The following is a 24,013-nucleotide window of genomic DNA, read 5'->3' as shown; positions in this document are numbered from 1 at the left end:
GCTGTCAACCGGTAGATTAGGGGGATGAACAAATGGCTATCAGCGATCAAGATTGGAAAGAGGAACAGGCGCGGGTAACGGAAGTAACAGCAAAAATCGGAAATAAAATATCCCAGCTGGAAGCAAGCGTCGGCGATATCCGTGAAGTCGTCATTGACATGCGGAAGGACTTCTGGGACGAAGTTACGGTAAACTTCAGCAACCCGGACGATTTGGGCGAAACGTCCACCAACCTGAGACAGCAATCGCAGGTGCTCGCCGAACGCGAGCATGCTCATCTGCAGTCCAGCAAGCTGCTTAAAAAGTACAGGAAGCTGGTGGAATCCCCATACTTCGGACGCATTGACTTTCAGGAGGATGGAACTGCGGAGACGGAAACCATTTATTTGGGAACAGGTTCTTTTTTGGACGAAAAGATGGAGACGTTTCTGGTTTACGACTGGCGGGCACCGATCTCGAGCTTGTATTACGACGGTGCGCCGGGCCCTGCCCAATATGAGACGCCTTCGGGTACGGTCAAGGGCGAAATGCTGCTTAAGCGCCAATTCGTCATCCATAACGGCGAGATCAAGGTGCTGTTCGATACCGGCGTGACCATCGGAGATGAACTGCTGCAGCAGGTGCTTAGCCATAGTGCGGATGACCGCATGAAGAGTATCGTGGCTACGATTCAGAAGGAACAAAACGCGGTCATCCGAAATGACAAAACCCGCATGCTGATCGTGCAGGGGGCTGCCGGAAGCGGAAAGACCTCGGCGGCACTGCAAAGGGTCGCTTATCTGCTGTACAAGTACCGGGAGACGCTCCGGGCCGACCAGATGATCCTGTTCTCCCCGAATCCGCTGTTCAACAGCTATGTGTCCACGGTGCTTCCCGAGCTCGGCGAGGACAATATGCAGCAGACGACCTTCCAGTCCTATCTGGAGCACCGGCTCGGTAAGGAGTTCGATCTCGAAGACGTGTTCACGCAAACGGAAACCCTGTTGAATGCGGATGATTCGCCGCGTTACCGGGCACGCTTGGAGAGCATATCGTATAAATCCTCGGGGGCTTATCTGGACACCATCAGACGATACAAGGAGCTGCTGGAAAAGGGAGGCATGCTCTTTAAGCCGGTCGTATTCCAGGGGAAGGTGATTGTCAGCTCGGAGGAGATGGCGTCGCAGTTCTATGGCTATGATTCGGCGGTTAAGCTCGCTGGCCGCATTGATCTGATGAAGGAATGGATGCTTAAGCGCCTGTCGGAGTTTGCCCAGACCGAGAAAGATGCCCCGTGGGTAGAAGAGCAAATCCAGCTGCTGGATACGGAAGATTACCAACGGGCCTTTCAAACGATGAGACGCAAGCAAAACCGGAAGGCAGACACGTTTGACGATTTCGATAAGGAAAAAGACGTCCTTGCGAAAATGGTGGTCAGCAGCCGGCTCAAGCCGCTTCGGCGTTGGATCAAGCGGTTCCGGTATGTGGACGTCAAGGGCATGTACCGTAAATTGTACACGGACGAATCCTTATTCCGCCGGGCGGCGGGAAATTTGGAGACGCTCCCGGAACATTGGGATGAAATATGCAATCTTACCGTTGCGTCCCTGGACGACAAAGCATTGCTTTACGAAGACGCCACGCCGTTTCTCTATCTGAAGGAACTGCTGCAAGGGTTCCGTACGAATACGTCGATACGCCATGTCATCGTCGATGAAGTTCAGGATTATTCCGCATTTCAGCTGGAGTTCCTGAAGCGTTTGTTCCCGCGGGCCAAAATGACGGTGCTGGGGGACCTCAACCAAGCCATTTATGCTCATGGAGAGGCACTCGGAAGCTTGGAGAATCTGGTGAGTCTGTATGGCAAAGAGGATACGGAGGTCATTAATCTGACCCAAAGCTACCGGTCGACGTATGAAATCGTAAACTTCACGCGACAAATGATACCTGGCGGGGAGCGGATCGTTCCTTTCAACCGGCAAGGGGAAGCTCCTCGAGTCGTTCGGGTGAACGATGAAGAAGAACTGCATGGCGCGATCGTATCCGATATTCGCGAGCTTCATGAGCAGGGATTCCAATACGTTGCGGTGATCTGCCGGACAGAAGAGGAGAGCAGGCGCGTACATCAGCAGCTGTCGGCGGATATCTCCGCCCGCTTAATCACCAAAACCACGCCGGCCTTCGAAAAGGGAACGCTGGTGGTTCCCGCCTACTTGGCCAAAGGCGTGGAGTTTGACGCGGTGATTATCTATAACGGCGCCGAGGACGTGTACCACCGGGAAACCGATCGTAAGCTGTTCTACACGGCATGTACGCGTGCCATGCATAAACTGCATGTCTATCATATCGGGGAGAAGAGTCACTTTATCTCCGGTCAAGCTTAAAGGAAAGAGGTCTGCCTGAGCCCGTCTCAGGCCGGCCTCTTTTTGCATGATGTCTATATGAAAATCAAACCCGTTTTCATAACGGAGGTAAAAAATGGAATGTATCATTATAAGAAATTTATGGCATTTGTTATACCATAAGGAGGGAGTTATCCAAAAATTATCAACATTTGACCGGTGATTAATAAAATTTTTTCAATTATTTTCGATTTAAGCGATTTCACGGTAGTCCTGCCTATTCACTCTTGACACAAATTTGACGAAAAAAGGAATGGGGGTATATTACTTATATCAAAGGTCGGGTGCTTGCGGATGAAGATAAAAACAAAATTAATTCTTTCGTCTACGATACTTGCGACGGTTACGGCGGTTATCGTAATCATTGCGTTTATCACATCGAATATGACGGAGAAGAGGTTTAGCAAGATTATTGAAGAGGACCAGAAGGTCATTTATAACCTGACGCAATTGGAGACCCTGTTGACTGGCGTTTCCAATGATGAGCGGGGCTACTTATTGACCGGGGATTCGACCTTTGCAGATTCATTGAAATCGAAACAGGAGTCCGTCGTCAAACTCATGGCCGAAACCAAAGGCTTAATGACGGCAGAAGAAGACCAGAAGGTATTTAACGAGATTGAAGCCGGTTATGTCGTATACTCCGAGGCCATAGCCGAGGTATTGAACAAATTGGGGTATGACACCGGTTTTTACAAGGCGGTCCCTTTCCGGGTGTACGAAGCTGCCTTTAACAAGGAGCGGGAAGTGCGCAAGTCATTTAGCGAGCTGATCGCAAAGTTTACGGTACATAAAAATGAAACCCTGGCGAAGCAGGCTGATCAGATTGCGGCCAGCAGCCGGTTTCAGAATTTGATCATCATGCTGATCGGAGCGGCCGCCGTCGTTTATTTTGCCATACAGGGCTATCTCCTGACCCGCTCGATCCGTCCGTTGAACCAGATGAGCAGTCAGCTTCTGAAGATTGCCGAAGGCGGGGGTGATCTGGTTACCCGATTACACATTACAACGAAAGATGAAATCAGGGATGTAGCCGATGCTTATAATAAATTGGTCGATGGCTTCAGGGAGCTGGTCGTCCAAGTGCAGGATACTGCAGGTAAAGTGGGTATCGCTGCTTCGACGCTGCATTCGACGACAGAGGAAATCCGTCAAGCCTCCCACCAAACGTCCGGGATTATGGAAGAGCTGGCTGCCGGGGTAGAGAACCAGCTGCAGGATACGGAGGAAACGACGGCGACCGTTACGGATATGGCGGAAGGCATGAAGCATATCGCGCTTGCAGCCCAAGACGTTTCCGGGCTGGCGGCAGCGGCGAACAAGCTTGCGGCTGAAGGGGAACAGGCACTTGTACATACGCTAACCCAGATGGAAGGCATCCGTACCAGCGTGGACCAATCTGCGCAATCCGTGCGTGCGCTCGGAGAGAAGGCCTCCAACATCGGGGCGATGGGACAGATCATCATCGAAATTGCGGAGCAGACCTCACTGCTTGCCTTGAATGCCTCCATTGAGGCCGCTCGGGCTGGCGAGCATGGCAGAGGTTTTGCGGTCGTCGCCGCAGAGGTCCGGAATTTGGCTGATCAGGCATCGAACTCCTCCGTCGAAATCAGACAGTTCGTTCACGAGCTGCAGCAAGACATCGTGAATCTGGCCGGCGTGATGGAACAGGGAACCCGGGAAGTAACCGAAGGCATGAACGTGGCGCAAGGAGCCGAGCGAGCCTTTAAGGAAATCGAGCAGTCGGTCGGCGAATTGAACGGGCAGATTCAAAGCGTCACCGCTGCAACCGAACAGATGAATTCGGGAGCTGGGGAGCTCGTTCACGCGATCCGTCGAATCCAGGAGGTTACGGAGACGACGGCAGGCGGTACGCAAAGCGTCAGTGCCGCAACGGAAGAGCAGCTGGCGTCCATGGAAGAAATCACAAATTCCGTTGAAGATCTTAACGTGATGTCTGGCAAGCTTCGTCAGTTGATGTCCGGATTTAAAGTATAATTAAGGAAAAATTGCATATGGGAAAAAACGGCCACCTTGCCGTCATGCATATTCTGGGCGAAAGAACCTACAATATGGATGACAGATAACGCAAAGGTGGTCTTCTCTCATGGAAAACAAGAAATGGGATCTGGTTGCCCTAGCATCCATACCACTCATCATGACGTTAGGCAATTCCATGCTGATTCCCATTTTGCCGCAAATTTCCAAAGTTTTGGGGATCAGCTCCTTCAAAGTGAGTATGCTGATAACGGTGTATGCTGTTGTAGCCATCTTGCTGATTCCGATCGCCGGGTACTTGTCGGATCGGTATGGAAGAAAGAAGATCATCATCCCGAGTTTGATTATTGCGGCGTTAGGCGGAGCCGTGTCCGCCGTAGCTGCCTGGCTGCTAAGCGGGACAGGGGCGTATTATGTCATATTAGCCGGCCGTTTTCTACAGGGAATCGGCGCAGCGGGGGCCTTCCCGATCGTCATCCCGCTTGTCGGCGACATGTTCAAAGAGGAAGAAGAGGTTAGCAAAAGCCTGGGAATCATTGAAACCTCCAACACGTTCGGTAAGGTTGTCAGTCCGATATTGGGTGCGCTGCTGGGAAGCTTCATCTGGTTCTTGCCCTTTATATCGATTCCGATTCTATGCCTGATTTCACTCGTGCTCGTCATTTTTCTGGTGAAGACGCCAAAGTCGAATAACAATGATAAACAATCCCTGCGTGAGTTTTTGAAAACGACCAAGGGGGTTTTGCATGAGAAGGGAAGATGGTTGTATGCGATATTCGCCATCGGCGGCATCGCAATGTTTGGTGTATTCGGCGTTCTTTTTTATTTGTCGGAGACGCTGGAAAGCACTTACAAATTACATGGCGTAGTAAAAGGATTGGTGCTTGCAATTCCGCTGGCTTTATTATGCCTATCTTCTTATTTAGCCGGTAAATTTACGGGCAAAAACAAAGCGGCAAAGAAGTGGACCGGTTTCGCCGGCATGGTTATTTTGACGGCTTCCCTGATCGTCACCGGCTTTAGCGAACAGATCTATTTTGTTGTCGGAATGATGACGCTTGGCGGTATCGGGATCGGCATGGTGCTGCCGTGCATGGATACGCTGCTGACGGAAGGCGTGGAGAAGGAGCAGCGCGGCACCATCACCTCGCTTTACAGCAGCATGCGTTTTATCGGGGTATCGCTGGGGCCGCCGGTCGTTTCTCTCCTGCTGGGCGCGAACCACTGGGTGATGTTTGGCACGCTGGCAGCCGTTGCGGCTGTAGGCGGCCTGCTCACGTTATTCGCGGTGAAACCGGAGGCAAAAGAAGACGATTCCGGAGGGAATTCATACCGGGTCGATTTCAAGAAACCGCAAGGATTGAAAAAGAAAGGTCTTGTCCATAAATAATGGACAAGACCTTTTCTCATATGCCGGGTCAGTTTGGCTGGGCGATCCCTTTCCTTGTGGCTAAGCATCATCCCTGCTTTCGTGCATTCCGGCTGACGAAGCTTTTTCGTTATCGCTTTGTTCGTTAACCTGCGACGGTAGCCTCGGTGTCCTCGACTGCCGTGGTGGATTTGGAACGCGACTTGCCGGCTGCCTGCATGATGATATAAATCAGGATCAACAGCACGAGCGAAATCGCCGAGTATCGGTACATGATGGCATAGGATGTGGATTTGGCGATGGCGCCGAGCGCGATCGAGCCGATGGCCACTCCGAAATCCAGGGAGTTGAAGAACATGCCGTTGGCCATGCCGCGCTGCAGCGGATGAACCTCCTGAATCATCCAGGTCTGGATGGACGGTTGCATCGCCCCAAAGCCTATGCCGTAGCACAGCGCCGATAACAGCATGGATCCCGTCGATGTGGCGAAGGTAAGCAGGAGCAAGCCGGATACCATCAGAATCGCAGCGGGTATAACAAGCGCCTTATGTCCATACCGGTCATAAATTCTGCCGGAGAACGGCCGTACGAGAATGATGGCAATGGCGTTGAACAAGAAAAAATACTGGGGATTCCGGAGGTGAGCCTCCGCTCCAAACAATGCCATGAAGCTCAGCAGTCCGCCGTACGTAATCGACATCAAAAAGTTGAGGATGCTGGGAAGGATCAGTTTTTTGTTGAAGGAGCCCTTCGGTTTATCCTCAACTCGGGGTTGAACCGCTGCAGGGCGCTCTGCGTTCCGTTTAGCCGCTCTTGATGTCAGGAGGTAGGCGAGAGGGAAGATCAGAAGGTTGATGATGACCGTGATGAACACGAGCGGAGTGAAACCGCCGCTTTGCAGCAGCGTCAAGCCGATCATGGGACCGATCGACATGGCAAGCGTAGTGGATAGCCCGAAATACCCCATGCCCTCGCCCAAGCGTTTGATTGGAATGACATCCGATGCCATGGTTGGAAACGAGGTGCTTGTCATGCCAAAGCCGATGCCGAACAATATGCGCATCAGCAGCAGGAAGGCTATGCCGCTCGCCCAGTAATAACCGAGCGTGGCTGCCAGGGAAATCAGCAGCCCGACGTACAGCAGCAGCCTCAGCTTTCCTTTTTCCAGCGCTTTGCTTGATACGAAGCGGGAAGCGATCGCACTAAAGGCGAACAGGCTGGTTATGAGGCTCACCTGCAAGGGGCTTGCCGTGAACGCCTCCTTGGCGTATGCGGGCAGCGTGGTCAGCATCATCTGCAGGGTCAGGAACAAAAAAAGGTTGCTGACCATCAACGTGATGAATTCTTTGGTCCATAGCGGTTGTTTCGTGTTGATATCATTCATGTGGAACATCTCTCCTGTTGTTGTGTAAGTTGTGTATGTTGGCATTGATGCGTGAGAGTGTGTCCCAGAACATCTCCAATTGCTTCTCGTCAATGCCCTCGATTAATTGGCTTCCGCATTGACTTTCGATGGCTGTAGTCGCTTCAATCAGTTCCTTGCCTGTATCTGTCAAAAAGAGCTGAAAAGCTCTCCGGTCGTTAACCGATACGGATTTGCGAGTGTATCCTTTTTTCTCGAGCAGGTCCAGAATACGGGTTGTCGTGGGCTGGTCTTTGTCCGCTTTGGCGGCAACTTCCTTCTGATTCAGCCCCTCGTGCTCGCCGATGTGGTACAGAACCAGCCATTGCTCGGGGGTGATGTCATAGGGCTTCAGGGCATTAGCAAACAATTGGGATGCGCGCCGATAGGTGTAACCCAGATGAAAACCGATGGAAGGGTTGCGTTTAGGTATTTTCAAGAAGAAGTCACACCTTTCATTTCAAGTTTTCAAAAATACTTGTCTAAACAATTATATGTCTAACATGCAAATCGGTCAAACCATTTGAAAAATTAATTAGGACATGACAGGGTTTCATCAACCGATGTGGAATATGAAAAATGGAATGATAACATAGCTCTAACATTTGCGAGCTATATTTATAGTACAAAACCAAAACTTAATCACTCAGGAGGAAGTACAAATGTCACAATTGATCAATTTCGCACACCGCGGGTCATCGGCCATATGCCCCGAGAATACGATGGCTGCCTTTGCCAAAGGCTTGGAGCAGGGAGCTACCGGGATCGAAACCGACGTCCAAATGACGAAGGACGGAAAGCTGGTATTGATCCATGACGAGAGTGTCGCCCGCACGACGGGGGCCGAGGGGCTTGTCAAGGATTATACATACGACGAGCTGGCCAAGCTGGACGCAGGCTCATGGTTTGGTGCCGATTTCCAAGGCGAACGGATTCCGCTGCTGGAAGAACTGCTGGAATTAACGCAAAACCGCGGCACGATTGTTAATATCGAGCTGAAGAACGGAACGATCCAATATCCTGAGCTGGAAAAGCGCGTGATTGAGGCTGTAAGGCATTACAATATGGCGGAGCAAATCGTCATTTCGAGCTTCAATCATTATTCCCTGGTGGAATGCAAACATATTGATCCGGAAATTCGCACCGGGCTGCTGTATGGCGAAGGGCTGTACCAGCCGTGGGAATACGCCAAATTGGCTAAAGCGGATGCCCTGCACGCATACCATCGGGCGGTTCTGCCGGAGTGGGTAACGGAAGCGAAGCAGCATGGCGTCGTCTATCATCCGTGGACCGTGAATGACGAGGGACGGATGAAAGAGTTGATGGATGCGGGCGTTGCGGGCATCATTACGGATTATCCGGATGTGCTGAACGGACTGCTGCAAACCAAGGGAGCGTGACTTTGTGAGGAAAACATGGCTGCTGGGATTCGGCTTTTTCAGCATTAGCATTACCTGGGCGCTGTACAATGCGTTTGTGCCCTACTTTCTGGAGGATTACATATCCAGTGTCGCATGGATCGGTTTTTTTATGACGATCGACAATTACTTTGCCTTGTTCTTGCAGCCATGGATTGGAAGCCGAAGCGACCGTACCCATACCCGGTACGGCAGAAGAATGCCTTACCTGCTTATCGGAATGCCGCTAGGCGCTTTGTTTACGGCCATGATTCCGTTTCATAACGGAATGGCGACGTTGTTGTTGTTCATGGTCCTCATGAACCTGGCCATGAGCCTGTATCGTTCGCCAACCGTTTCATTGATGCCGGATATAACGGAAGAGAAGCGACGCACCAGAGCCAACGGCATCATTAACTTTATGGGCGGCTTGGGGTCCATATTGGCATTTGGCGTGGGCTCGGTGCTGTACAGCGCCCATGCGTCGCTGCCTTTCATTGCAGCTGCCGGCGTAACGCTTGTCTCTTTGTTCATTCTGAAGACGTTCATCCAAGAGAAACGCGACGCTCCGGGCTATCAAGCCCAGACGGCCGCCAGAGCCAAAATTTCCTTTAAAAGCCAAATCAATCGAACGACGGTACTGCTGCTGGCGGCCATATTTTTCTGGTTCGTGGCGTACCAAGGGGTTGAGACGCTGTTTACGCTGTACGGGAAGAATGAGATGGGGCTGACGGAATCGCAGGCGTCCTTTTCCTTGACGTTTTTTTCGCTCGCCTTCGTTCTGTTTGCGATTCCCAGCGGATGGCTTGGCGGTAAATTCGGGAAGAAACGTCTGATCCTGATCGGCGTCAGCGGGCTGCTGATTGTCTTTGCGCTCGTCCCATGGGTAGAATCGCTGCTGCTGCTTCGCGTACTGCTGACCGTTGGCGGATTGTTTTGGGCTTGTATCAATATCAATTCTTACCCTTTCATCGTATCGACCGGAACGGAGGACAGCATCGGGACGCGGACAGGAATGTACTATTTGGTATCTTCGCTGGCGGCGATATCGTCGCCGCCTCTGCTGGGCAAGCTTATTGACGGTATGGGATATTCGATCCTGTTTTATTGCGCCGCCGGCAGCATGCTGCTTGCGCTGATCTGCATGCTGATGATTCGTCATCAGGAAACGGATCATTCCGCTAAAGCGCAGAACGCCTCCGCCAGCTTGTCCTAGCCGTTGTCATTTGGATAACCGGGAGTTTTAGCTCCTGCCCGGATGTGCGGAATAACATTGACGAGTGCCTGCCGGCACAGGTAGAATTTAATACCAGAGAGATGGTCTTAGATTATGTCGGCGAAGGGCAGGAGCTGATTCCAAGGTTGACAACGATTTACGATATTGCGAAGAAAACAGGCTATTCGCCTACGACAGTATCCAAAGTCTTCAACAATTATCCGGACGTCCGGGAAAAGACGAGGGTCAAAATCCTGGAAACCGCGAAGGAAATGGGGTATCTTCCAAACGCCAATGCCAGGTCACTTACGACCAAGCGATCCTGGACGATCGGCATTCTTTTTGTTGAAGCCACGGGAGCCGGAATTCGGCATCCCTATTTTGGAGCCGTCATCGAAAGCTTTAAGAAAATCTCCGTATCCAAAGGGTATGATCTGATGTTCATTTCCAAGGATGTCGGCGGCCGAAGAAGCAGTTATGTGGAGCATTGCAAAATCAGGGGCGTCGACGGTGTTGTGGTCATCCTGTCGAGCAACGATGATCCCGATTTCCAGGAGCTGCTGGATAGCGGCATTCCGTGCGTCATTCTGGATTCGTCACCGGAGCATGTGCATTCGGTTTACTCCGACAATATCGGAGGCAGCATGCTGGCAATCCGGTATTTGCACTCGCTTGGACATCGCAGCATTGCCCATATTTCGGGCGGATTGAATACGTTTGCAGGCGAGCAGCGCCAACATGGCTATGAAACAGCGCTGCGTGAGCTGGATCTGAACCTAAGGGAAGAGTACATAACCGGCAGCGATTTTTACTCCACCGAGAGCGGATACGAAGCCATGAAGAGGCTGCTTGCGCTCGCGGATCGGCCGACAGCCGTTTACGCCGCTGGGGATTTGCTCGCGCTTGGAGCGATTCGAGCCGTGCTGGACCATGGCCTGAGCGTGCCGGGAGACGTGTCGGTCATCGGCTTTGACGATATTGAAATGTCCCGCTACATTACCCCTGCATTAACGACGGTCCGCCAGGATACGGAGCAGCTTGGCAAGGTGGCCGCGGAGATCCTTCTTTCTTCAATCGAAGAGCGGGATACCGCCGTGAAGTCGGTTATGCTGCCAGTCGAATTAATGATCCGGGAGTCCTGCCGCCCGGTCACCTAAGGTGAACCTAAAGAGCAGGGTTCATTTTTAACCCATTTCGAAACCGGTTTCGAAATGGGCGGCTTCTTGATTTCAGCGAATGATGCACTCATTTAAGGAGGATTTGAACATGTCCAATTATCGTTTTGAGAAGGATGCCTTTGTTATCGAGCAGTATGATCTCGCCAAGCCGTTTTCCAGCTTCCTGCCGGGGATTGCCGGATTGAAGGGGATACCGATGTGGACCTTTTACGTCAATCGGGGCCAAGGGATAAGCAGTTTCGGCATACGCGACAAGAATTCGCCGATCATGGAATTCTCGCCGGCCAATATCTCGTATAAGAACGTATCCGCCACCGGCTTCCGCACGTTTATCAAGATGGCCGGGACGCCGGCCGTATATGAGCCGTTCCAATCCTTTCAGCCGGACACGAAGGCACGGAGAACGATGCTGATTCGTCAGAATGAGCTGGTCATCGAGGAGGAGCATGCAGATAAAGGGCTTCGAACATCGGTCTCGTATTTTCAGCTGCCCGGTGAAGATTTTGCCGCGCTCGTCCGCCAGGTCAGCGTGACGAATATCGGAGCCCGGACGGAATCGCTTGAACTGCTGGACGGTATGCCGGAGATTCTGCCTTACGGCGTCGAGAACAGCGGGTACAAGGAGGTCGGCAATCTGCTGCGAAGCTGGATGGAAGTGAAGAATCTGGACCGGGGCATACCGTTCTATAAGGTTCGCTCCAGTACGCATGATGAGGCGGAGGTTACCGAAGTTACGAACGGCCATTTCTATCTGTCGTTTGATCAGCACGGGAACTTGATCAAACCTATCGTAGATTTTGAGCTGATATTCGGCGGAAACACTTCATTGATCCACCCCGATCGATTTGCCGCGGGTTCGATCGAATCCTTGGCGCAAGCCACGCCGTATCCTGTGAACAAAGTGCCATGCGGCTTCAGCGGATTATCGGCGCGGCTTGAGCCTGGGGAGACGGCAACCGTGTATACGCTGGTTGGTCATGTGAACGATATCGGCAAAATCAACAAACGCTCGAAAGATTTGTGTTCGCCTGCCTATATCCTCGATAAGCGGGAGGAGGCATCGGCATTGACCCGGGAATTAACCGATGATGTGGCCACCAAAACGGGGTTGCCTGTATTTGATGAATACAGCCGGCAGTCCTATCTGGACAATTTCCTGCGGGGCGGTTATCCTTTCATATTCGATAACGGGAAGGAAGGAGCGGTTGTCCACCTCTATTCCCGCAAGCACGGGGATCCGGAGCGGGACTATAACTTTTTCTCGCTGGCCCCGGAATATTATTCACAAGGGAACGGCAATTTCCGGGATATGAATCAGAACCGCCGAAATGATGTGTTTTTCAATCCGAAGGTGGGCACGTTCAACATCCGGATGTTCTTCAGCCTCATTCAAGCGGACGGTTATAATCCTCTTAGCGTAGAAGGCACGAGGTTTCGAGTAGCACCAGGCATGGAGGGGAAATTGGAGGAGCTGCTGCACGCCTCCGCGGCTCGGGAGGATTATGATAAGCTCGCGAAGGCATGCGCCGGGGATTTCACCCCGGGCAAAATCATTAACGCGATATCGGATCAAGGCATTCGGCTGGCGATCAACGAGGAACGGTTCTTATCGGGATTGCTGACGATATCCGAACAGCATTTTGCGGCTTCGTTCGGCGAAGGCTTCTGGTCGGACCACTGGACCTATAACATGGATTTGGTTGATGGTTTCCTGGATATTTATCCCGACAAATATGAAGAGCTGCTGTTTGGCGAGAATGCCTATACATTCTTTGACAGCCCGGTATATGTGCTCCCGCGGAGCGAGAAGGTTGTGATCAGCCGGGGCAAGGTTCGCCAGTACGGCGCGCTGCTGGAGGACGAGGAGAAGCTGAATAAGCTCGGCAGAAAGCGGAACGCGGCGGAATGGCTGCGGGGGAATGGCGGACAAGGCGACATTTACCGTACGAATCTGTTTGTCAAAATGATCTCGTTATCCCTCAATAAAATGGCAACGCTCGATCCTTACGGGATGGGGGTTGAGATGGAGGCAAACAAGCCGGGCTGGAATGACGCGATGAACGGATTGCCGGGTCTGTTCGGCTCCGGGATGAGCGAAACGATGGAATTGAAGCGTATGGTGGCATTCATTGTGGAGGCTGCCGAGCGGTTCGGTCATCATACGGTGATGGTGCCGGAGGAAATCGCCTCTTATTTAGAGGGCGTATATGATGCCGTGCAGCAATATCAAACCGGCGTTTTGGACTCCTTCCGATATTGGGATCGGGTAGCTGGGCAGCGCGAGTCTTATCGGGCATCCGTCCGATACGGCATCAGCGGCCTGGAGGTCGAGATTCCGGTGAAGCGCGTAAAGAGGATATACGCGGCTTTCCTGGACAAGATTGAAGAAGGGATTCAGCGTGCCGAGCAGCTGGGAGGCGGAATCGTTCCAACGTACTTCCGCTTTGAAGCGGAGCGGTTCGAAGAAATCCGGGATGCGGAGGGCAGCCCGGTCATCACCCGCTATGGCTTGCCTGCCGCCAAAGTGTTGGAATTCAAAGCATATGCGCTTCCGCATTTTCTCGAAGCCCCGGCTCGGGGAATGAAGCTCGCCAATGAAGGTCAGGCGAGAGCGATGTATGATCGGATCAAGGCTTCCGATTTATATGATGCCGCGCTGGGGATGTATAAGACGTCCGTCAGCCTGGAAGGGGAAGGCGATGAAATCGGACGCATCCGCGCATTCACGGCCGGCTGGCTGGAGCGGGAATCCGTATTTTTGCATATGACCTATAAATACTTGCTTTCCTTATTAAAAGCGGGACTGTACGACGAGTTTTTCTCGGAAATCAAAACATCGCTTATCCCATTTCTGGACCCGGCCGTTTATGGACGCAGCACCCTGGAAAATTCATCGTTCATCGCCAGCAGCGTCAATCCGGATCCCCATGTGCATGGACGCGGTTTTGTGGCAAGGCTGAGCGGATCGACGGCCGAATTCTTAAGCATGTGGATTATGATGATGGCCGGAAAAAAAGTATTCCGTTATGAGGACAACGAGCTTCAGCTTCATCTGAACCCGGTGCTTCCGGCTTGGCTGTTTGACGAGCGGCAGGAGGTGTCGTTCACCTTCCTCGGTTCCGTCAAGGTAACGTATCGCAGCGAGCGCGCGGCAAATACGTTCGGACAGGACGGCGTTGCGATTCAGCGGTTCACCTTGACGACGGCGGGAGGAGACACGTTCGAGGTTGACGGCCCCCTACTTACGGGCAAGTGGGCCCATGAAGTCCGTAACGGAAACATCCGGTCCATTCTTGCAGTCATGGGGTAAGTTTTACGGAACCCGAATAGACCACCCGATTCTAGCCGGGTGGTCTATTCCTTGTTCTTTGGCGTTTTCGTTTATTCTTGGGGCGGCCTTTTGTTCTTGTTTGTCATGGCGGAGCCGAACGATATGCCGATGGCAACACCGATTGCTATGCCAATAGCAATATTATTCATTGCCACTCCAATCGCCACGCCCACGCCGATCCCCATGCATATGCCTAAGGCCATGTTGTTTTTTTTCTTTTCCATCGGGCAGTCACCTCCAGCTGAGAAGATGTTGATACTAGGATTCAAACCAGCGTTTCCTTCGTCCTCAAGCTGCCTTTGTTCTTATTATATAGGATATCGGACATGGATGCCGGATACCCAATTCTTCATCTTTTCTCCGCTTGCAAGTCCCCTGTTTGCAACCCATAATAGATATATCGATTCCACATACATAACGAATGTTCATCTTACCGTGCGAGGAGGGGGTTATCATGCAGTGGATCGCCATGCTGACGATGCTGATTGATCATATCGGGCTTGTGTTTTTTCCGCATCAGGAGATGTGGAGAATCATCGGCCGCATCGCATTTCCAATCTATGTTTACGCTCTCGTGCAGGGACACCGCTACACTTCATCGAGACCCAAGTATATCGCACGGCTGGCCGTTATTGCAGCGGTCTCCCAAATTCCGTACCAGCTTGCGCTGGATCCCGAAGGGCTGAACGTGGTCGTAACCTTGTTGGCCGGAGCCTTGGTTCTTTATGTGCTGGAACGATCGGATTCCCGGCTGCTATCATGGATGGTGGTTGTTGCAGCCTGTGCGTTGATGAGTGAGTTTCCGTTTGATTACGGAGCCTACGGCTTGCTGTTGATCTTGATTTTCCGATATGCTCAGGCCGGCTGGCTCGTTCCGCTTCATATGTTATTGAACCTGCTGTTCTGGTTCCTTAATGATTGGGAGCTGCAGATGTGGAGCGTGATCCCGACGGCCGTGATAGCTTATGGCCCTCATCTATGGAGAAAACTGGAGTCCGTCCGGGTGAGCCGCTGGGTATGGCGTTCATTTTATCCGCTGCATTTACTGGCTATTGCCGTATTGCGGGTGTTTATATAACAGAAGATTTTTAGGTTAATGCCTCATGGACTGATTATGTACAAGGAGAGACATTCATGCAGAATATCGCAATCGCTGCCTGCATCCTATTGTTCGCGGCAGCGGGTTACATCGCGTTTATGAATTCCAAATTAATTGCGGATAAAAAACGGGAAGCATACATTCCTCCGCCTGCTTCGGAATATACCGTTTATATGACGCCTCAATTCACCGAGGAGGACAAAAGGACGCTGAGTCCGATCGGCGTCATGGAATTTCGCGATCCGCAAGGCTTGATGAAGGTATATCTTTGCCGGGTTAAAAATGAATCCGAAGACTTGAAGCTGGAGCAAGCCGGCAACGTGTTTCTTCATCATCTGACCAAGGCCAGGGACACCGGCACGCTGATGTTTTATCGGACCGTGGAGGAAGCGCTGCAGGGGCCGGAGGAGAAGAGCTTAACCGACCGTCTGTCTCACGCCGCGAAAAAAAAGGCGAGGACAGAATAGGCCGAACCGGGTCAATCCACCCTGTTGCGGGGTAATAGAGAAATAAAAGACCGAAAGGAGATTTTCCGAAATGAAAACATTTAAAATCGGAAGGACATCGGTCTCCGTCTTTATAGGCGATATTACGACATGGACGGGCGACATTATCGTCAATGCTGCAAATTCGGGACTGCTGGGCGGAAAAGGCGTGGATGGCGCGATTCATAGCGCCGGAGGGCCGGAGATCATGGAGCAGTGCATGGAAATTCGCAAGCAGCAAGGCGGCTGCCCGCCAGGCAACGCCGTGATTACAGGAGCAGGCCGGCTGCCTGCCCAGCATATCATTCATACCGTCGGCCCGATCTGGGAGGGCGGCGGAAGGCGCGAGGAGCATACGCTGGCGGAATGCTACCGCAACAGTCTCCTGCTTGCAATCGAGGTCGGTGCCAAAAGCATCGCCTTTCCTAATATAAGCACGGGTATCTATGAGTATCCTAAAGCTCCGGCATGTGACGTGGCGTTAAAGGCGGTGACGAAGCTGCTTGAGGAAGATCTGCCGGATAACCGGCTGGAGCGGGTTGATTTCGTTTGCTTTTCTCCCGAGAATGAAGAGCTCTATGTCCGTTGGCTGGAGCGGTTCACGCAGGAGAAGGAGGCGCAAGTATAAGAAAAACCTCTATCGACGTACATTCTTAGAAGACAGACGGCATGTATAGGACGTTTTTCTTGCGATATCAGGAAGGTCCATGCTTCGATGTTTATACTTTCTGAGATCTTAAGAAAAACCTCTATCGACGTACATTCTTAGAAGACAGACCGCATGTATAGGACGTTTTTCTTGCGATATCAGGAAGGTCCATGCTTCGATGTTTATACTTTCTGAGATCTTAAGAAAAACCTCTATCGAGGTACATCCTCAGAAGACAGACCGCATGTATAGGACGTTTTTCTTGCGATATCAGGAAGGCCCATGCTTCGAAGTTCATACTTCTGAGATCTTAAGAAAAAACCTTGTGATTATAGAAGTGTTCAGCTCTTCTGTAATATGGTGTATTCTATAATCTTAATAAAAAGCAGGGGCGCAAATGTGCGCCCCTGCCGTTTATTCGCCGTTTATTACATATGATAGGAACCGCTTGGTTCAAACAGCACCCATTCCAGCATGGTAATCATGTCGTCAAGACGGGCATCCTGATTGAGAAGGGAAGCGCGCTCAGGGCTGTTCTCTTCGAGAGCTGCCAGTCGGGTTTGCAGTTTTTTCTTTTGCATCGAAAGTTCATTGATTTTGGATTTGATCTGGTTCTCTGTTCGCATGGCATAATCCTTTCCTTTGGCATGAAAATGATCACTGTACCCCATATTATAACATTTGATTCAGCTTAAGACGAAGGAGCGGGTCCTATGACGAGTGAAATGAATATGAAGAAAATAGCGGCTGAGCATGCCGCCAAGTATGTTCAGGACGGGATGAAGATCGGTCTGGGCACAGGCTCCACCGCCTATTACGCCATTCTCAAAATCGGGGAGATGGTCAGGTCCGGACTCTCGATCCAGGCCGTGGCTACCTCTGACGCTTCGGAGAAGCTGGCGATGGAACAAGGAATACCCCTGACGCCCGTACACCAGATCGATCGCCTGGATTTGACGATCGACGGGGCTGACGAGCTGGATGATCAGCTGCGGTTAATCAAGGGAGGAGGCGGAGCCCTTCTTCGCGAGAAGATCACGGCTTATCACAGCGAACGGCTCGTGATTGTGGCGGATGAGGCAAAAGCGGTAGCTCAACTGGGCGCTTTTCCGCTGCCGGTTGAGATTGTCCCTTTTGCCTATGAGTGGACGATTCGGTCCCTGGCACAGCTTGGTTGTTCGGTCCAATTGCGCCGTCAGCCGGATGAAGGGTTGTATGTAACGGATAACGGGAATTATATTGCTGATTGCCGGTTTCAGGAAATCTCGGGGCCGGAGGAATTGAGCTCCCGTTTAGGCACTGTACCCGGCGTGGTTGAACATGGTCTGTTCATCGGCATGGCCGACCAAGCGATTATCGGCTGCCGGGACGGTTCGGTACGGATATTGCATTCCGCGAGCATACAGGCCAAGAATACATTTGACAGTTGATCCGGCGTTCATTAACCTTAAATACATGATATCTTTCGGAGGGTGAAGTATGTCGGATTTTCAAGAACACGAGGATTACCCGCTGCATTTGCTGGTAGTCCTGGCCAGAGCTTATAACGCAGTGATGACGCATTCGCATCGAAGCATCAACAGCCACGGTTTGAATTCCACCGAATTTGGGGTATTGGATGTGCTGTACCACAAAGGTCCGCAGCCGCTGCAAAAAATAGGGGAGAAGGTGCTGATCTCCAGCGGTAACATTACATACGTGGTTGATAAGCTTCAGAAGAAAAACCTGCTTGTTCGCCGGGCTTCCGCTGAGGACCGCCGCGTGATCTATGCCGAGCTGACCGCAGAGGGGAAGGAATTCTTCGAGGCCATCTTCCCTCAGCATCAGGAATTGATGGTGAAGGTGCTTAGCGGATTGTCGGAAGAGGAAAGAGCGCAGGCGGCCATGCTGCTGCGCAAGCTGGGGATCAGCGCAGAGAAGATGCTGTAGTCCTACATGAGTTTAGATTGGAGATAGGTATGCTTAAAGATATAACGATGCAAGCGTCGCAGCCCGAAATTAAGGAACTGCTCAGTTACTCGGTTTTCCCGGATCCGGAGGCGGTGGACGAGGCAGCCGCATTTTATCAGGGCGGCGACAGCCGGTTGTTCGGCTACGAAGAGGACGGACTTCTTCTGGGAGTCATCGGTTTTGATGTGATGGAGGACGAGCTTATCATCCGGCATTTAGCGGTCCTGCCGGAGAATCGGGGGAAGGGATACGGACGCGGGTTGATTTTGGAGCTGCTCCTCGAGGTGCAGCCTAAACCGGAACGAGTCATTGCGGAAACGGACGAAGAGGCCGTGAACTTCTACCGCAGTATCGGTTTCGAGGTTTACAGCCTGGGAGAGAAGTACCCGGGCGTCGAAAGATTCCGCTGCATTTATGAGGTGGAGGAATCCGAAGAATAGTCATTCCTATGGATGGATGTTGCGTCTCCGATAGGAATTAAAATTGCCATTCAAGTTCATATACCCGTTTCGCACAGGAGGCATTCCTCATATAATGTCGTAACGAGCGGGGCAGGGGGTGAACATGTTGGTGTACCATTATACCGCTGTCGGCGATTCCTTGACCTTTGGGTTTGGGGCGATGCCTGGCAGCGGTTTTGTTCCGTTATACCGTCGGATGGCGGAGGAGAAACTTCGCCAATTCGTGGCCCATGAGAATCTCGGGGTGAATGGATTAACCTCGGATGAATTATACGATCGGGTCGTTCAGTTTCCAACGTATCGCTATCATTTGCAGCAGGCCCAGATTATCACGATGTCGATCGGTGGCAATGACCTGATTCGTGCGGTGAAGTCCACGGGAGGTCGACCGAATCGGGAGGTGCTGGACACCGCCTTGTATCGATGCCAGCACCATGTGGCTAATATCGTCAAACATATCCGCAAAATAAAGTCACCGGCCAGCAAGCCTTATTTTATTCGCGCTATCGGTCTGTATAATCCATATCCGGCCTGGACGGAGGCAACGGAATACGTGATTCGGTTCAATCGGCATTTGATGGGGTTGAGCGACGGCTATTTTCGCGTTGCGGATATTTACGCACAATTTTCTGGCCGAGAGAAGGAACTGATGTCGGTGGACGGTTTACACCCGAATGGCCGAGGGTACCGGGTGATCGCGGAACAGTTAAACCGGCTTGGGTACAAGCCACTTGCATAGGAAACGGAAATTCTCATCAAAAAAAGGACGTCCCCGGGTCCCATGACCTCTAACGGACGTCCTTTTGGTTTAAGCCAATATTAACGCTTAGAATAAGTTCCTGAACCAACTTCGAACCGCCCATTTGCGTTCCTGCCGTTTTTTGTATTTGGGCAGCGAGCGATACACGTCCATCGATTCCTGATAGGATTTCTTGGCATCTTCGGCCCTTCCCAGCGATTGATACATATACCCCAGCAAATAAAAGGCTTCGCTGGAGGAAGAGTGGATGGCATGGAACTGCTCCAAATAGTGGAGTGCCTTCTCACGATCCGAATCCCGAAACGCCTCGGCAAGCCTAAGGTAAGGCCGGCCATATTTGACCCTCGGATTGATTTGAAGGGCCCGGACGATATCCGCCTCTCCCTGAGCGATGCTGCCGGTATGCAGACGCGCGCTTCCGATATCGTCCCAGAATTCGGCGGAATCCTCTAAACTGGATTCCATGGTTTCAAGCAGCTTTAGGGCCTCTCCATACTTGCGACGCTCCAGCAGCAATCGGGCAAGCTCGTGCCGGGATGATACGTCGCTGGGGCTGACCGCAATCTGTCTGCGCAGCTTGGATATAGCCCTTGCGCGCTTGAACGGCTTCGTCACACTGGGAAATATCCCGACAAAACGGCGATCCAGCACGTACACGATAAGAAGCAGCACGAGAATCGCCGTTATCGGATTGCCGAAAATGTAAAACAAAAATCCGAAAATAATGAGTTTAAACAAACAAATCCCTCTATTTCCTTGTATTGTCGTAGCCCAAATTATACCATATCATGGATTTATTTAGGGGGAAATGCGGTCGGTTCTATAGACCTTAATAGGATGCGCATGTCGGAATAGGTCGCAGGTATTGAAAGTAGCCAGGTGATAACCGATATAGGTAGTAAAGAGGTGATAATCATGGCGAAAAAGGGACAGACATTCCATCATTACAGTTTCGAAACTAAGAAAAAGGCAGTCGCCATGCGGCTGGAAGGCATGACGAAGAAAGAAGTGGCATCCGCCTTACAAATATCAGACATCGGACGGCTGAAAGTGTGGATGCGCAAATATCGGGAGCTGGGAGAAGAAGGCTTGGTCGATCGCCGCAGACGAATCGTGCATCCAGACCATGACAACGAACGGAATGAGAAAGTACAGGTTCCGCAACTGCAGAAAATACAGTAATTATAGTGAGGCGTGGTTGAACGACGGTTCCACCACGCCTCTTTCATATGGGAATCATGGAAAATCGGCGTATAGAGACCCGCAGATGCGCGCATTTGGGCGGGTTCACTATTCTTATCGCGAACAGGCGGCAGCCCAGTTCATTTTAGCGGAAACGACATAACATGTGGTATGTTCAAAAAAGGAGGGATTGTTGTGAGCGGAGTAGGAGAAGGCTACGGCGGCGGCTATGGATATGGCTCTTCTGTAGGTGCTATTTTGGTATTGTTCATCTTGTTGGTGATCATTACTCGCGCATTTATCTAATCCATCTTTTGAGCGAACAAAACCAATGAATCAATAAGAGAATACCAGGCACCATGAGAAGTCACAAGGAAAGACCGTCCCAAAGAGGCATTGCTGCTTCTTAGGACGGTCTTTTTTATGAATAACGAGCTTTATTAACTTGTGTCCCCTTCATGCTACATCATGATCAATATGGCTTTCCCGTTTACGAAAGATACGATATTGAAATTGGAGTACCCCCAAGTTTCAATGGTTTTTCCGCCGCCGGAGGTAATGTCTTTGGCAGCCGGGTTCCCCCATGAAAGCTGTACCTGCTCTTTCGTCATGCCGAGGGAAACCTGCCCGGCTTTGATCTGCTTCCAGACGGAGGCGGACCATTTGTGTTTTTTATAGGGATCGTAAGTTAATAACGAGGAACGGTCCGCAAACAGCTGCGTCACTTCCGAAGACCGCATAGGATAACTTTTTACCGTTTTCCCCGATGCCGATTTGAAGATTACGTTGAATTCGCCCTTGTCGTCAGGCAAAATGTCGGTAACGGTCAATTTCGAGAAGCGTTCCAAATCTTCGAATTCGTTCACCCAATACGTTCGGCCGATATACTTAACCAAATTGCCCTGCATCGCTTTTTTGATCAATCCAGCCGTTTCGCTGGAGACGACGGTCATGGCCGCATCCGCGCCGAGGGAGATTTGAGCTTGCTTCCACTTGGCATCCCAGCTGGTTTTAGCTCCCAGAGCATCGGATAACACGGAGGCCGGAATGAGCAGCTCGCCCTTGTCGTTCACGGGTGCGGCTTTGAGTCGGATGGTGCTTTCATTCAGCTTGGCCTGGTTGCTGCCTGCTTTAAACGAAAGCAGGGTCTGGCCGAACTTCGCCTCCACGCTTCCGTTTTTAGCCGAGTAGGTGCCGCCCAGTGCCTGGATGACGGATTTAGCCGGTACCATGACATTGCCGTTGACCTGTTTTGCGTATTTCAAATTGTTGCGCAGGCTGGCCGATACCGTCACCGATTTGGACTGGCCGCCGGAGGTTACCGTAATCTGCGTTTTGCCCACGCCGGCAGATTTCAGCATCCCATTCTTCTGCATACTCAACAAATACGGCTTCTCGATATCGATGCCGGCGTCTTTAACCGGTACCTTGATTTTCGCCCCGTTCGTATAGGTTTCCTGGATGCTCACTTCCAGCGATTCTCCTACATAAGGCGTCGCATCGGATATGGCAACGGACAAGCTCTTGACTACCGGTACATCGATGTTCTTGTTCTGTCCCTCCTTATGATGTACCCAGCTCCCATCACTCCGCTGCGCATAAAAGCCTTCCGACAAATCCTTTGCATCCCCATAGATGGATGTTTTTACGATCCCGCTAAGTCCGGTAATCTGCTCTTTGAGTTTCCAGCGGTCTTTATACTCGCCGGTAGTCCATACGGTTCCGTCCTGGAGCGTCACCATGAGAAGATCCGTCGGCTCACTCGATGCATAGACGATATGAGCTGCGTTCTGGGCCACGGTAACCGGTATGATCTGCCCGTTATCGTCGAAGTTGGACGTCTCGTACACGACCACGTCGCCGTTGTCATGCAGCAGGGCAACGCGTCCGCTGTGTACCGTCATGGATTTGACGGCTGCCGGGTTTTCCACGATCCCGAGCTTTTTGAACTGCCCCTTTTTGTAGTTATCCTGGAGCAGCAGCTCTCCATTGGAGGATAATGCAGCGAATTCCTGATCCGCATTGGCGATCAGCGATATGCCGCTGAGGTTCTTCGCTTTTTCATCGCCGGCCCATACGGTACCGTCCGACTTCAGCCAGTAGGAACCGGCTATCTGCTTCACGCCGCTTGTTCCCGGAACGACCTGGGGCCCCTTGCCGATGTCCCACTCCACTAAGCGGCCCTCCTGCGTCATGCCGATGCCGCCGTATTCATATCCGCTGATGGCTGCGACGTTACCTGGTGTTCGAATGGCGTGGCGCCCGTCAATCAGGGACCACATGGAGCCGTCGCTCATCAGATAGGTGTTCCTTCCCGCAATGTCTTGGATCCGGAGCTCGGCCCCGTCGGCAGAAGCGATGTCTTGCGTCGTCCCCGCAAAACCAAGCCCTGCCAGCATGCTGAATAACACGAGAACATACAACGTTCTTTTCACTTACATGACCTCTCTTCACTGAACAAATAGGAATATTTTTCAAACAACCTCATTGTTTTCGACAAAATAGGCGTTATTCCTGCAAGATTTAGGGGAGCGTTGATTAAAAAGGAACAAAAAAACGCTCCCGGATGGGGGCGTTTTGCAGATGGTCCCGGCCCGACATATAAGATAAGCCGGTTCCTTTCAAGAGCAATAAAACCGCGCATGCATCATTTTTCACGGTTTCGATTTTTGGGAATTTTCTGAACGTAACGATTGAAATTATTATGAACAGAGCATACTTCATTCTCGCGAGTTCTATTTCCTTAGTTTCATTGCTAATGAAACCATTCATAATCGAATCCCTCCTCTTCATCATTGGAAGTTTCTTGTTAACGGAACAGAAGATATACAATACCGGCTGCTGCAAGAAATACAATTCCCGCGAGAAAAAACCAATTGGCCGCCTTTTTTCTGGATGCGCGGTCGTCCTTGGAATCGGCATAGAAGTTGCCTCTCTGCTGGTACCCCGTTGTAAACGCTCCCGATAGGATTCCTGTCACCAAGAGACAAGCCATTCCTGCGTACACCAGCAGGTCCATCTTGAACTCCTCCCATCATGCTCTTATATAATATGAACGTTCGCAGAGAGGGATTGGTTATGCTTCATTACACCTATGGATTGCTGGACCAACAGACCGAGGGTCTGAAAAACATATAAAGCCGCTCAATCTAGAG

23 protein-coding genes are annotated in these 24,013 nt (G+C 51.4%); 16 read left to right on the top strand and 7 right to left on the bottom strand.

From position 1 onward, the window contains the following. Positions 1 to 32: 32 nt before the first annotated feature. The 3 genes from helD to MHH82_RS21620 all read left to right on the top strand — a co-directional run bounded on the left by helD (position 33) and on the right by MHH82_RS21620 (position 5,769). Positions 33 to 2,363, top strand: coding sequence for an RNA polymerase recycling motor HelD (gene helD, locus MHH82_RS21630; protein ID WP_015736401.1), 2,331 nt, complete (start codon positions 33 to 35; stop codon positions 2,361 to 2,363). Between the two features lie 312 nt (positions 2,364 to 2,675). Continuing rightward, complete coding sequence (locus tag MHH82_RS21625; protein WP_036664013.1) at positions 2,676 to 4,379, top strand: methyl-accepting chemotaxis protein; 1,704 nt, start codon at positions 2,676 to 2,678, stop codon at positions 4,377 to 4,379. A gap of 85 nt (positions 4,380 to 4,464) precedes the next feature. Next, positions 4,465 to 5,769 (top strand): MFS transporter, encoded by a 1,305-nt coding sequence (locus MHH82_RS21620; protein WP_313958349.1) that lies wholly within the window; start codon positions 4,465 to 4,467, stop codon positions 5,767 to 5,769. 124 nt (positions 5,770 to 5,893) lie between these two features. Here MHH82_RS21620 and MHH82_RS21615 read toward each other — a convergent pair whose 3' ends face one another. Both MHH82_RS21615 and MHH82_RS21610 read right to left on the bottom strand, forming a co-directional pair. Next, positions 5,894 to 7,132 carry an MFS transporter gene (locus MHH82_RS21615; RefSeq protein ID WP_015736398.1) on the bottom strand — a complete coding sequence of 413 codons (1,239 nt, stop codon included), beginning with the start codon at positions 7,130 to 7,132 and terminating at the stop codon, positions 5,894 to 5,896. Then, complete coding sequence (locus MHH82_RS21610) at positions 7,125 to 7,589, bottom strand: MarR family winged helix-turn-helix transcriptional regulator (RefSeq protein WP_015736397.1); 465 nt, start codon at positions 7,587 to 7,589, stop codon at positions 7,125 to 7,127. The genes MHH82_RS21615 and MHH82_RS21610 overlap by 8 nt, the downstream gene beginning before the upstream one ends. 223 nt (positions 7,590 to 7,812) lie before the next feature. On the opposite strand from MHH82_RS21610, the gene MHH82_RS21605 reads away from it, so the two are divergent. The 4 genes from MHH82_RS21605 to MHH82_RS21590 all read left to right on the top strand — a co-directional run bounded on the left by MHH82_RS21605 (position 7,813) and on the right by MHH82_RS21590 (position 14,251). Beyond that, entirely contained in the window at positions 7,813 to 8,550 is a 738-nt protein-coding gene (locus MHH82_RS21605) for a glycerophosphodiester phosphodiesterase (protein ID WP_015736396.1), read from the top strand. Positions 8,551 to 8,554: 4 nt separating this feature from the next. Continuing rightward, complete coding sequence (locus tag MHH82_RS21600; protein ID WP_015736395.1) at positions 8,555 to 9,763, top strand: SLC45 family MFS transporter; 1,209 nt, start codon at positions 8,555 to 8,557, stop codon at positions 9,761 to 9,763. 146 nt (positions 9,764 to 9,909) lie between these two features. Continuing rightward, positions 9,910 to 10,920: a LacI family DNA-binding transcriptional regulator gene (locus tag MHH82_RS21595; protein ID WP_015736394.1), complete on the top strand. Its 1,011-nt coding sequence runs from the start codon at positions 9,910 to 9,912 to the stop codon at positions 10,918 to 10,920. Positions 10,921 to 11,029: 109 nt separating this feature from the next. Then, positions 11,030 to 14,251: a hypothetical protein gene (locus MHH82_RS21590; protein ID WP_015736393.1), complete on the top strand. Its 3,222-nt coding sequence runs from the start codon at positions 11,030 to 11,032 to the stop codon at positions 14,249 to 14,251. Between the two features lie 71 nt (positions 14,252 to 14,322). Here the strand turns inward: MHH82_RS21590 and MHH82_RS21585 are convergent, their stop codons facing one another. Continuing rightward, complete coding sequence (locus tag MHH82_RS21585; RefSeq protein WP_015736392.1) at positions 14,323 to 14,496, bottom strand: hypothetical protein; 174 nt, start codon at positions 14,494 to 14,496, stop codon at positions 14,323 to 14,325. 230 nt (positions 14,497 to 14,726) lie between these two features. Between MHH82_RS21585 and MHH82_RS21580 the strand changes: the two genes are divergently transcribed. The 3 genes from MHH82_RS21580 to MHH82_RS21570 all read left to right on the top strand — a co-directional run bounded on the left by MHH82_RS21580 (position 14,727) and on the right by MHH82_RS21570 (position 16,484). Beyond that, complete coding sequence (locus tag MHH82_RS21580; RefSeq protein WP_015736391.1) at positions 14,727 to 15,350, top strand: TraX family protein; 624 nt, start codon at positions 14,727 to 14,729, stop codon at positions 15,348 to 15,350. A gap of 56 nt (positions 15,351 to 15,406) precedes the next feature. Beyond that, entirely contained in the window at positions 15,407 to 15,838 is a 432-nt protein-coding gene (locus MHH82_RS21575; protein WP_036663988.1) for a hypothetical protein, read from the top strand. Between the two features lie 70 nt (positions 15,839 to 15,908). After that, complete coding sequence (locus MHH82_RS21570) at positions 15,909 to 16,484, top strand: macro domain-containing protein (protein WP_015736389.1); 576 nt, start codon at positions 15,909 to 15,911, stop codon at positions 16,482 to 16,484. Between the two features lie 449 nt (positions 16,485 to 16,933). Here the strand turns inward: MHH82_RS21570 and MHH82_RS21565 are convergent, their stop codons facing one another. Then, positions 16,934 to 17,131: a hypothetical protein gene (locus MHH82_RS21565; RefSeq protein WP_015736388.1), complete on the bottom strand. Its 198-nt coding sequence runs from the start codon at positions 17,129 to 17,131 to the stop codon at positions 16,934 to 16,936. A gap of 87 nt (positions 17,132 to 17,218) precedes the next feature. On the opposite strand from MHH82_RS21565, the gene rpiA reads away from it, so the two are divergent. The 4 genes from rpiA to MHH82_RS21545 all read left to right on the top strand — a co-directional run bounded on the left by rpiA (position 17,219) and on the right by MHH82_RS21545 (position 19,655). Next, the gene (gene rpiA / locus MHH82_RS21560; protein WP_340967819.1) at positions 17,219 to 17,935 is read left to right on the top strand and encodes a ribose-5-phosphate isomerase RpiA; all 717 of its coding nucleotides are present in this window, start codon (positions 17,219 to 17,221) and stop codon (positions 17,933 to 17,935) included. A gap of 49 nt (positions 17,936 to 17,984) precedes the next feature. Beyond that, entirely contained in the window at positions 17,985 to 18,434 is a 450-nt protein-coding gene (locus tag MHH82_RS21555) for a MarR family winged helix-turn-helix transcriptional regulator (protein WP_015736386.1), read from the top strand. A gap of 29 nt (positions 18,435 to 18,463) precedes the next feature. Next, positions 18,464 to 18,895, top strand: coding sequence for a GNAT family N-acetyltransferase (locus tag MHH82_RS21550; protein WP_090908142.1), 432 nt, complete (start codon positions 18,464 to 18,466; stop codon positions 18,893 to 18,895). A gap of 124 nt (positions 18,896 to 19,019) precedes the next feature. Continuing rightward, on the top strand, positions 19,020 to 19,655 hold the full coding sequence (locus MHH82_RS21545) for a GDSL-type esterase/lipase family protein (protein WP_015736384.1): 636 nt from the start codon (positions 19,020 to 19,022) through the stop codon (positions 19,653 to 19,655). 87 nt (positions 19,656 to 19,742) lie between these two features. On the opposite strand, the gene MHH82_RS21540 is transcribed toward MHH82_RS21545, so the two are convergent. Continuing rightward, positions 19,743 to 20,414 (bottom strand): tetratricopeptide repeat protein, encoded by a 672-nt coding sequence (locus tag MHH82_RS21540; protein ID WP_340967817.1) that lies wholly within the window; start codon positions 20,412 to 20,414, stop codon positions 19,743 to 19,745. A 177-nt stretch (positions 20,415 to 20,591) separates the two neighbouring features. On the opposite strand from MHH82_RS21540, the gene MHH82_RS21535 reads away from it, so the two are divergent. Next, positions 20,592 to 20,858, top strand: coding sequence for a helix-turn-helix domain-containing protein (locus tag MHH82_RS21535; RefSeq protein WP_015736382.1), 267 nt, complete (start codon positions 20,592 to 20,594; stop codon positions 20,856 to 20,858). A 171-nt stretch (positions 20,859 to 21,029) separates the two neighbouring features. Further along, entirely contained in the window at positions 21,030 to 21,164 is a 135-nt protein-coding gene (locus MHH82_RS21530) for a hypothetical protein (RefSeq protein ID WP_009595341.1), read from the top strand. 155 nt (positions 21,165 to 21,319) lie between these two features. On the opposite strand, the gene MHH82_RS21525 is transcribed toward MHH82_RS21530, so the two are convergent. Together MHH82_RS21525 and MHH82_RS21520 are read right to left on the bottom strand one after the other, a co-directional pair. Further along, the gene (locus tag MHH82_RS21525; protein WP_015736380.1) at positions 21,320 to 23,293 is read right to left on the bottom strand and encodes a stalk domain-containing protein; all 1,974 of its coding nucleotides are present in this window, start codon (positions 23,291 to 23,293) and stop codon (positions 21,320 to 21,322) included. A 374-nt stretch (positions 23,294 to 23,667) separates the two neighbouring features. Further along, positions 23,668 to 23,877 carry a DUF5316 family protein gene (locus tag MHH82_RS21520; RefSeq protein ID WP_015736379.1) on the bottom strand — a complete coding sequence of 70 codons (210 nt, stop codon included), beginning with the start codon at positions 23,875 to 23,877 and terminating at the stop codon, positions 23,668 to 23,670. Positions 23,878 to 24,013 lie beyond the last annotated feature (136 nt).

The organism is Bacillus sp. FSL K6-6540, assembly GCF_038007545.1.
Note: the sequence above shows the minus strand (reverse complement) of the source record. Positions and strands in the feature narration are given on the sequence as shown.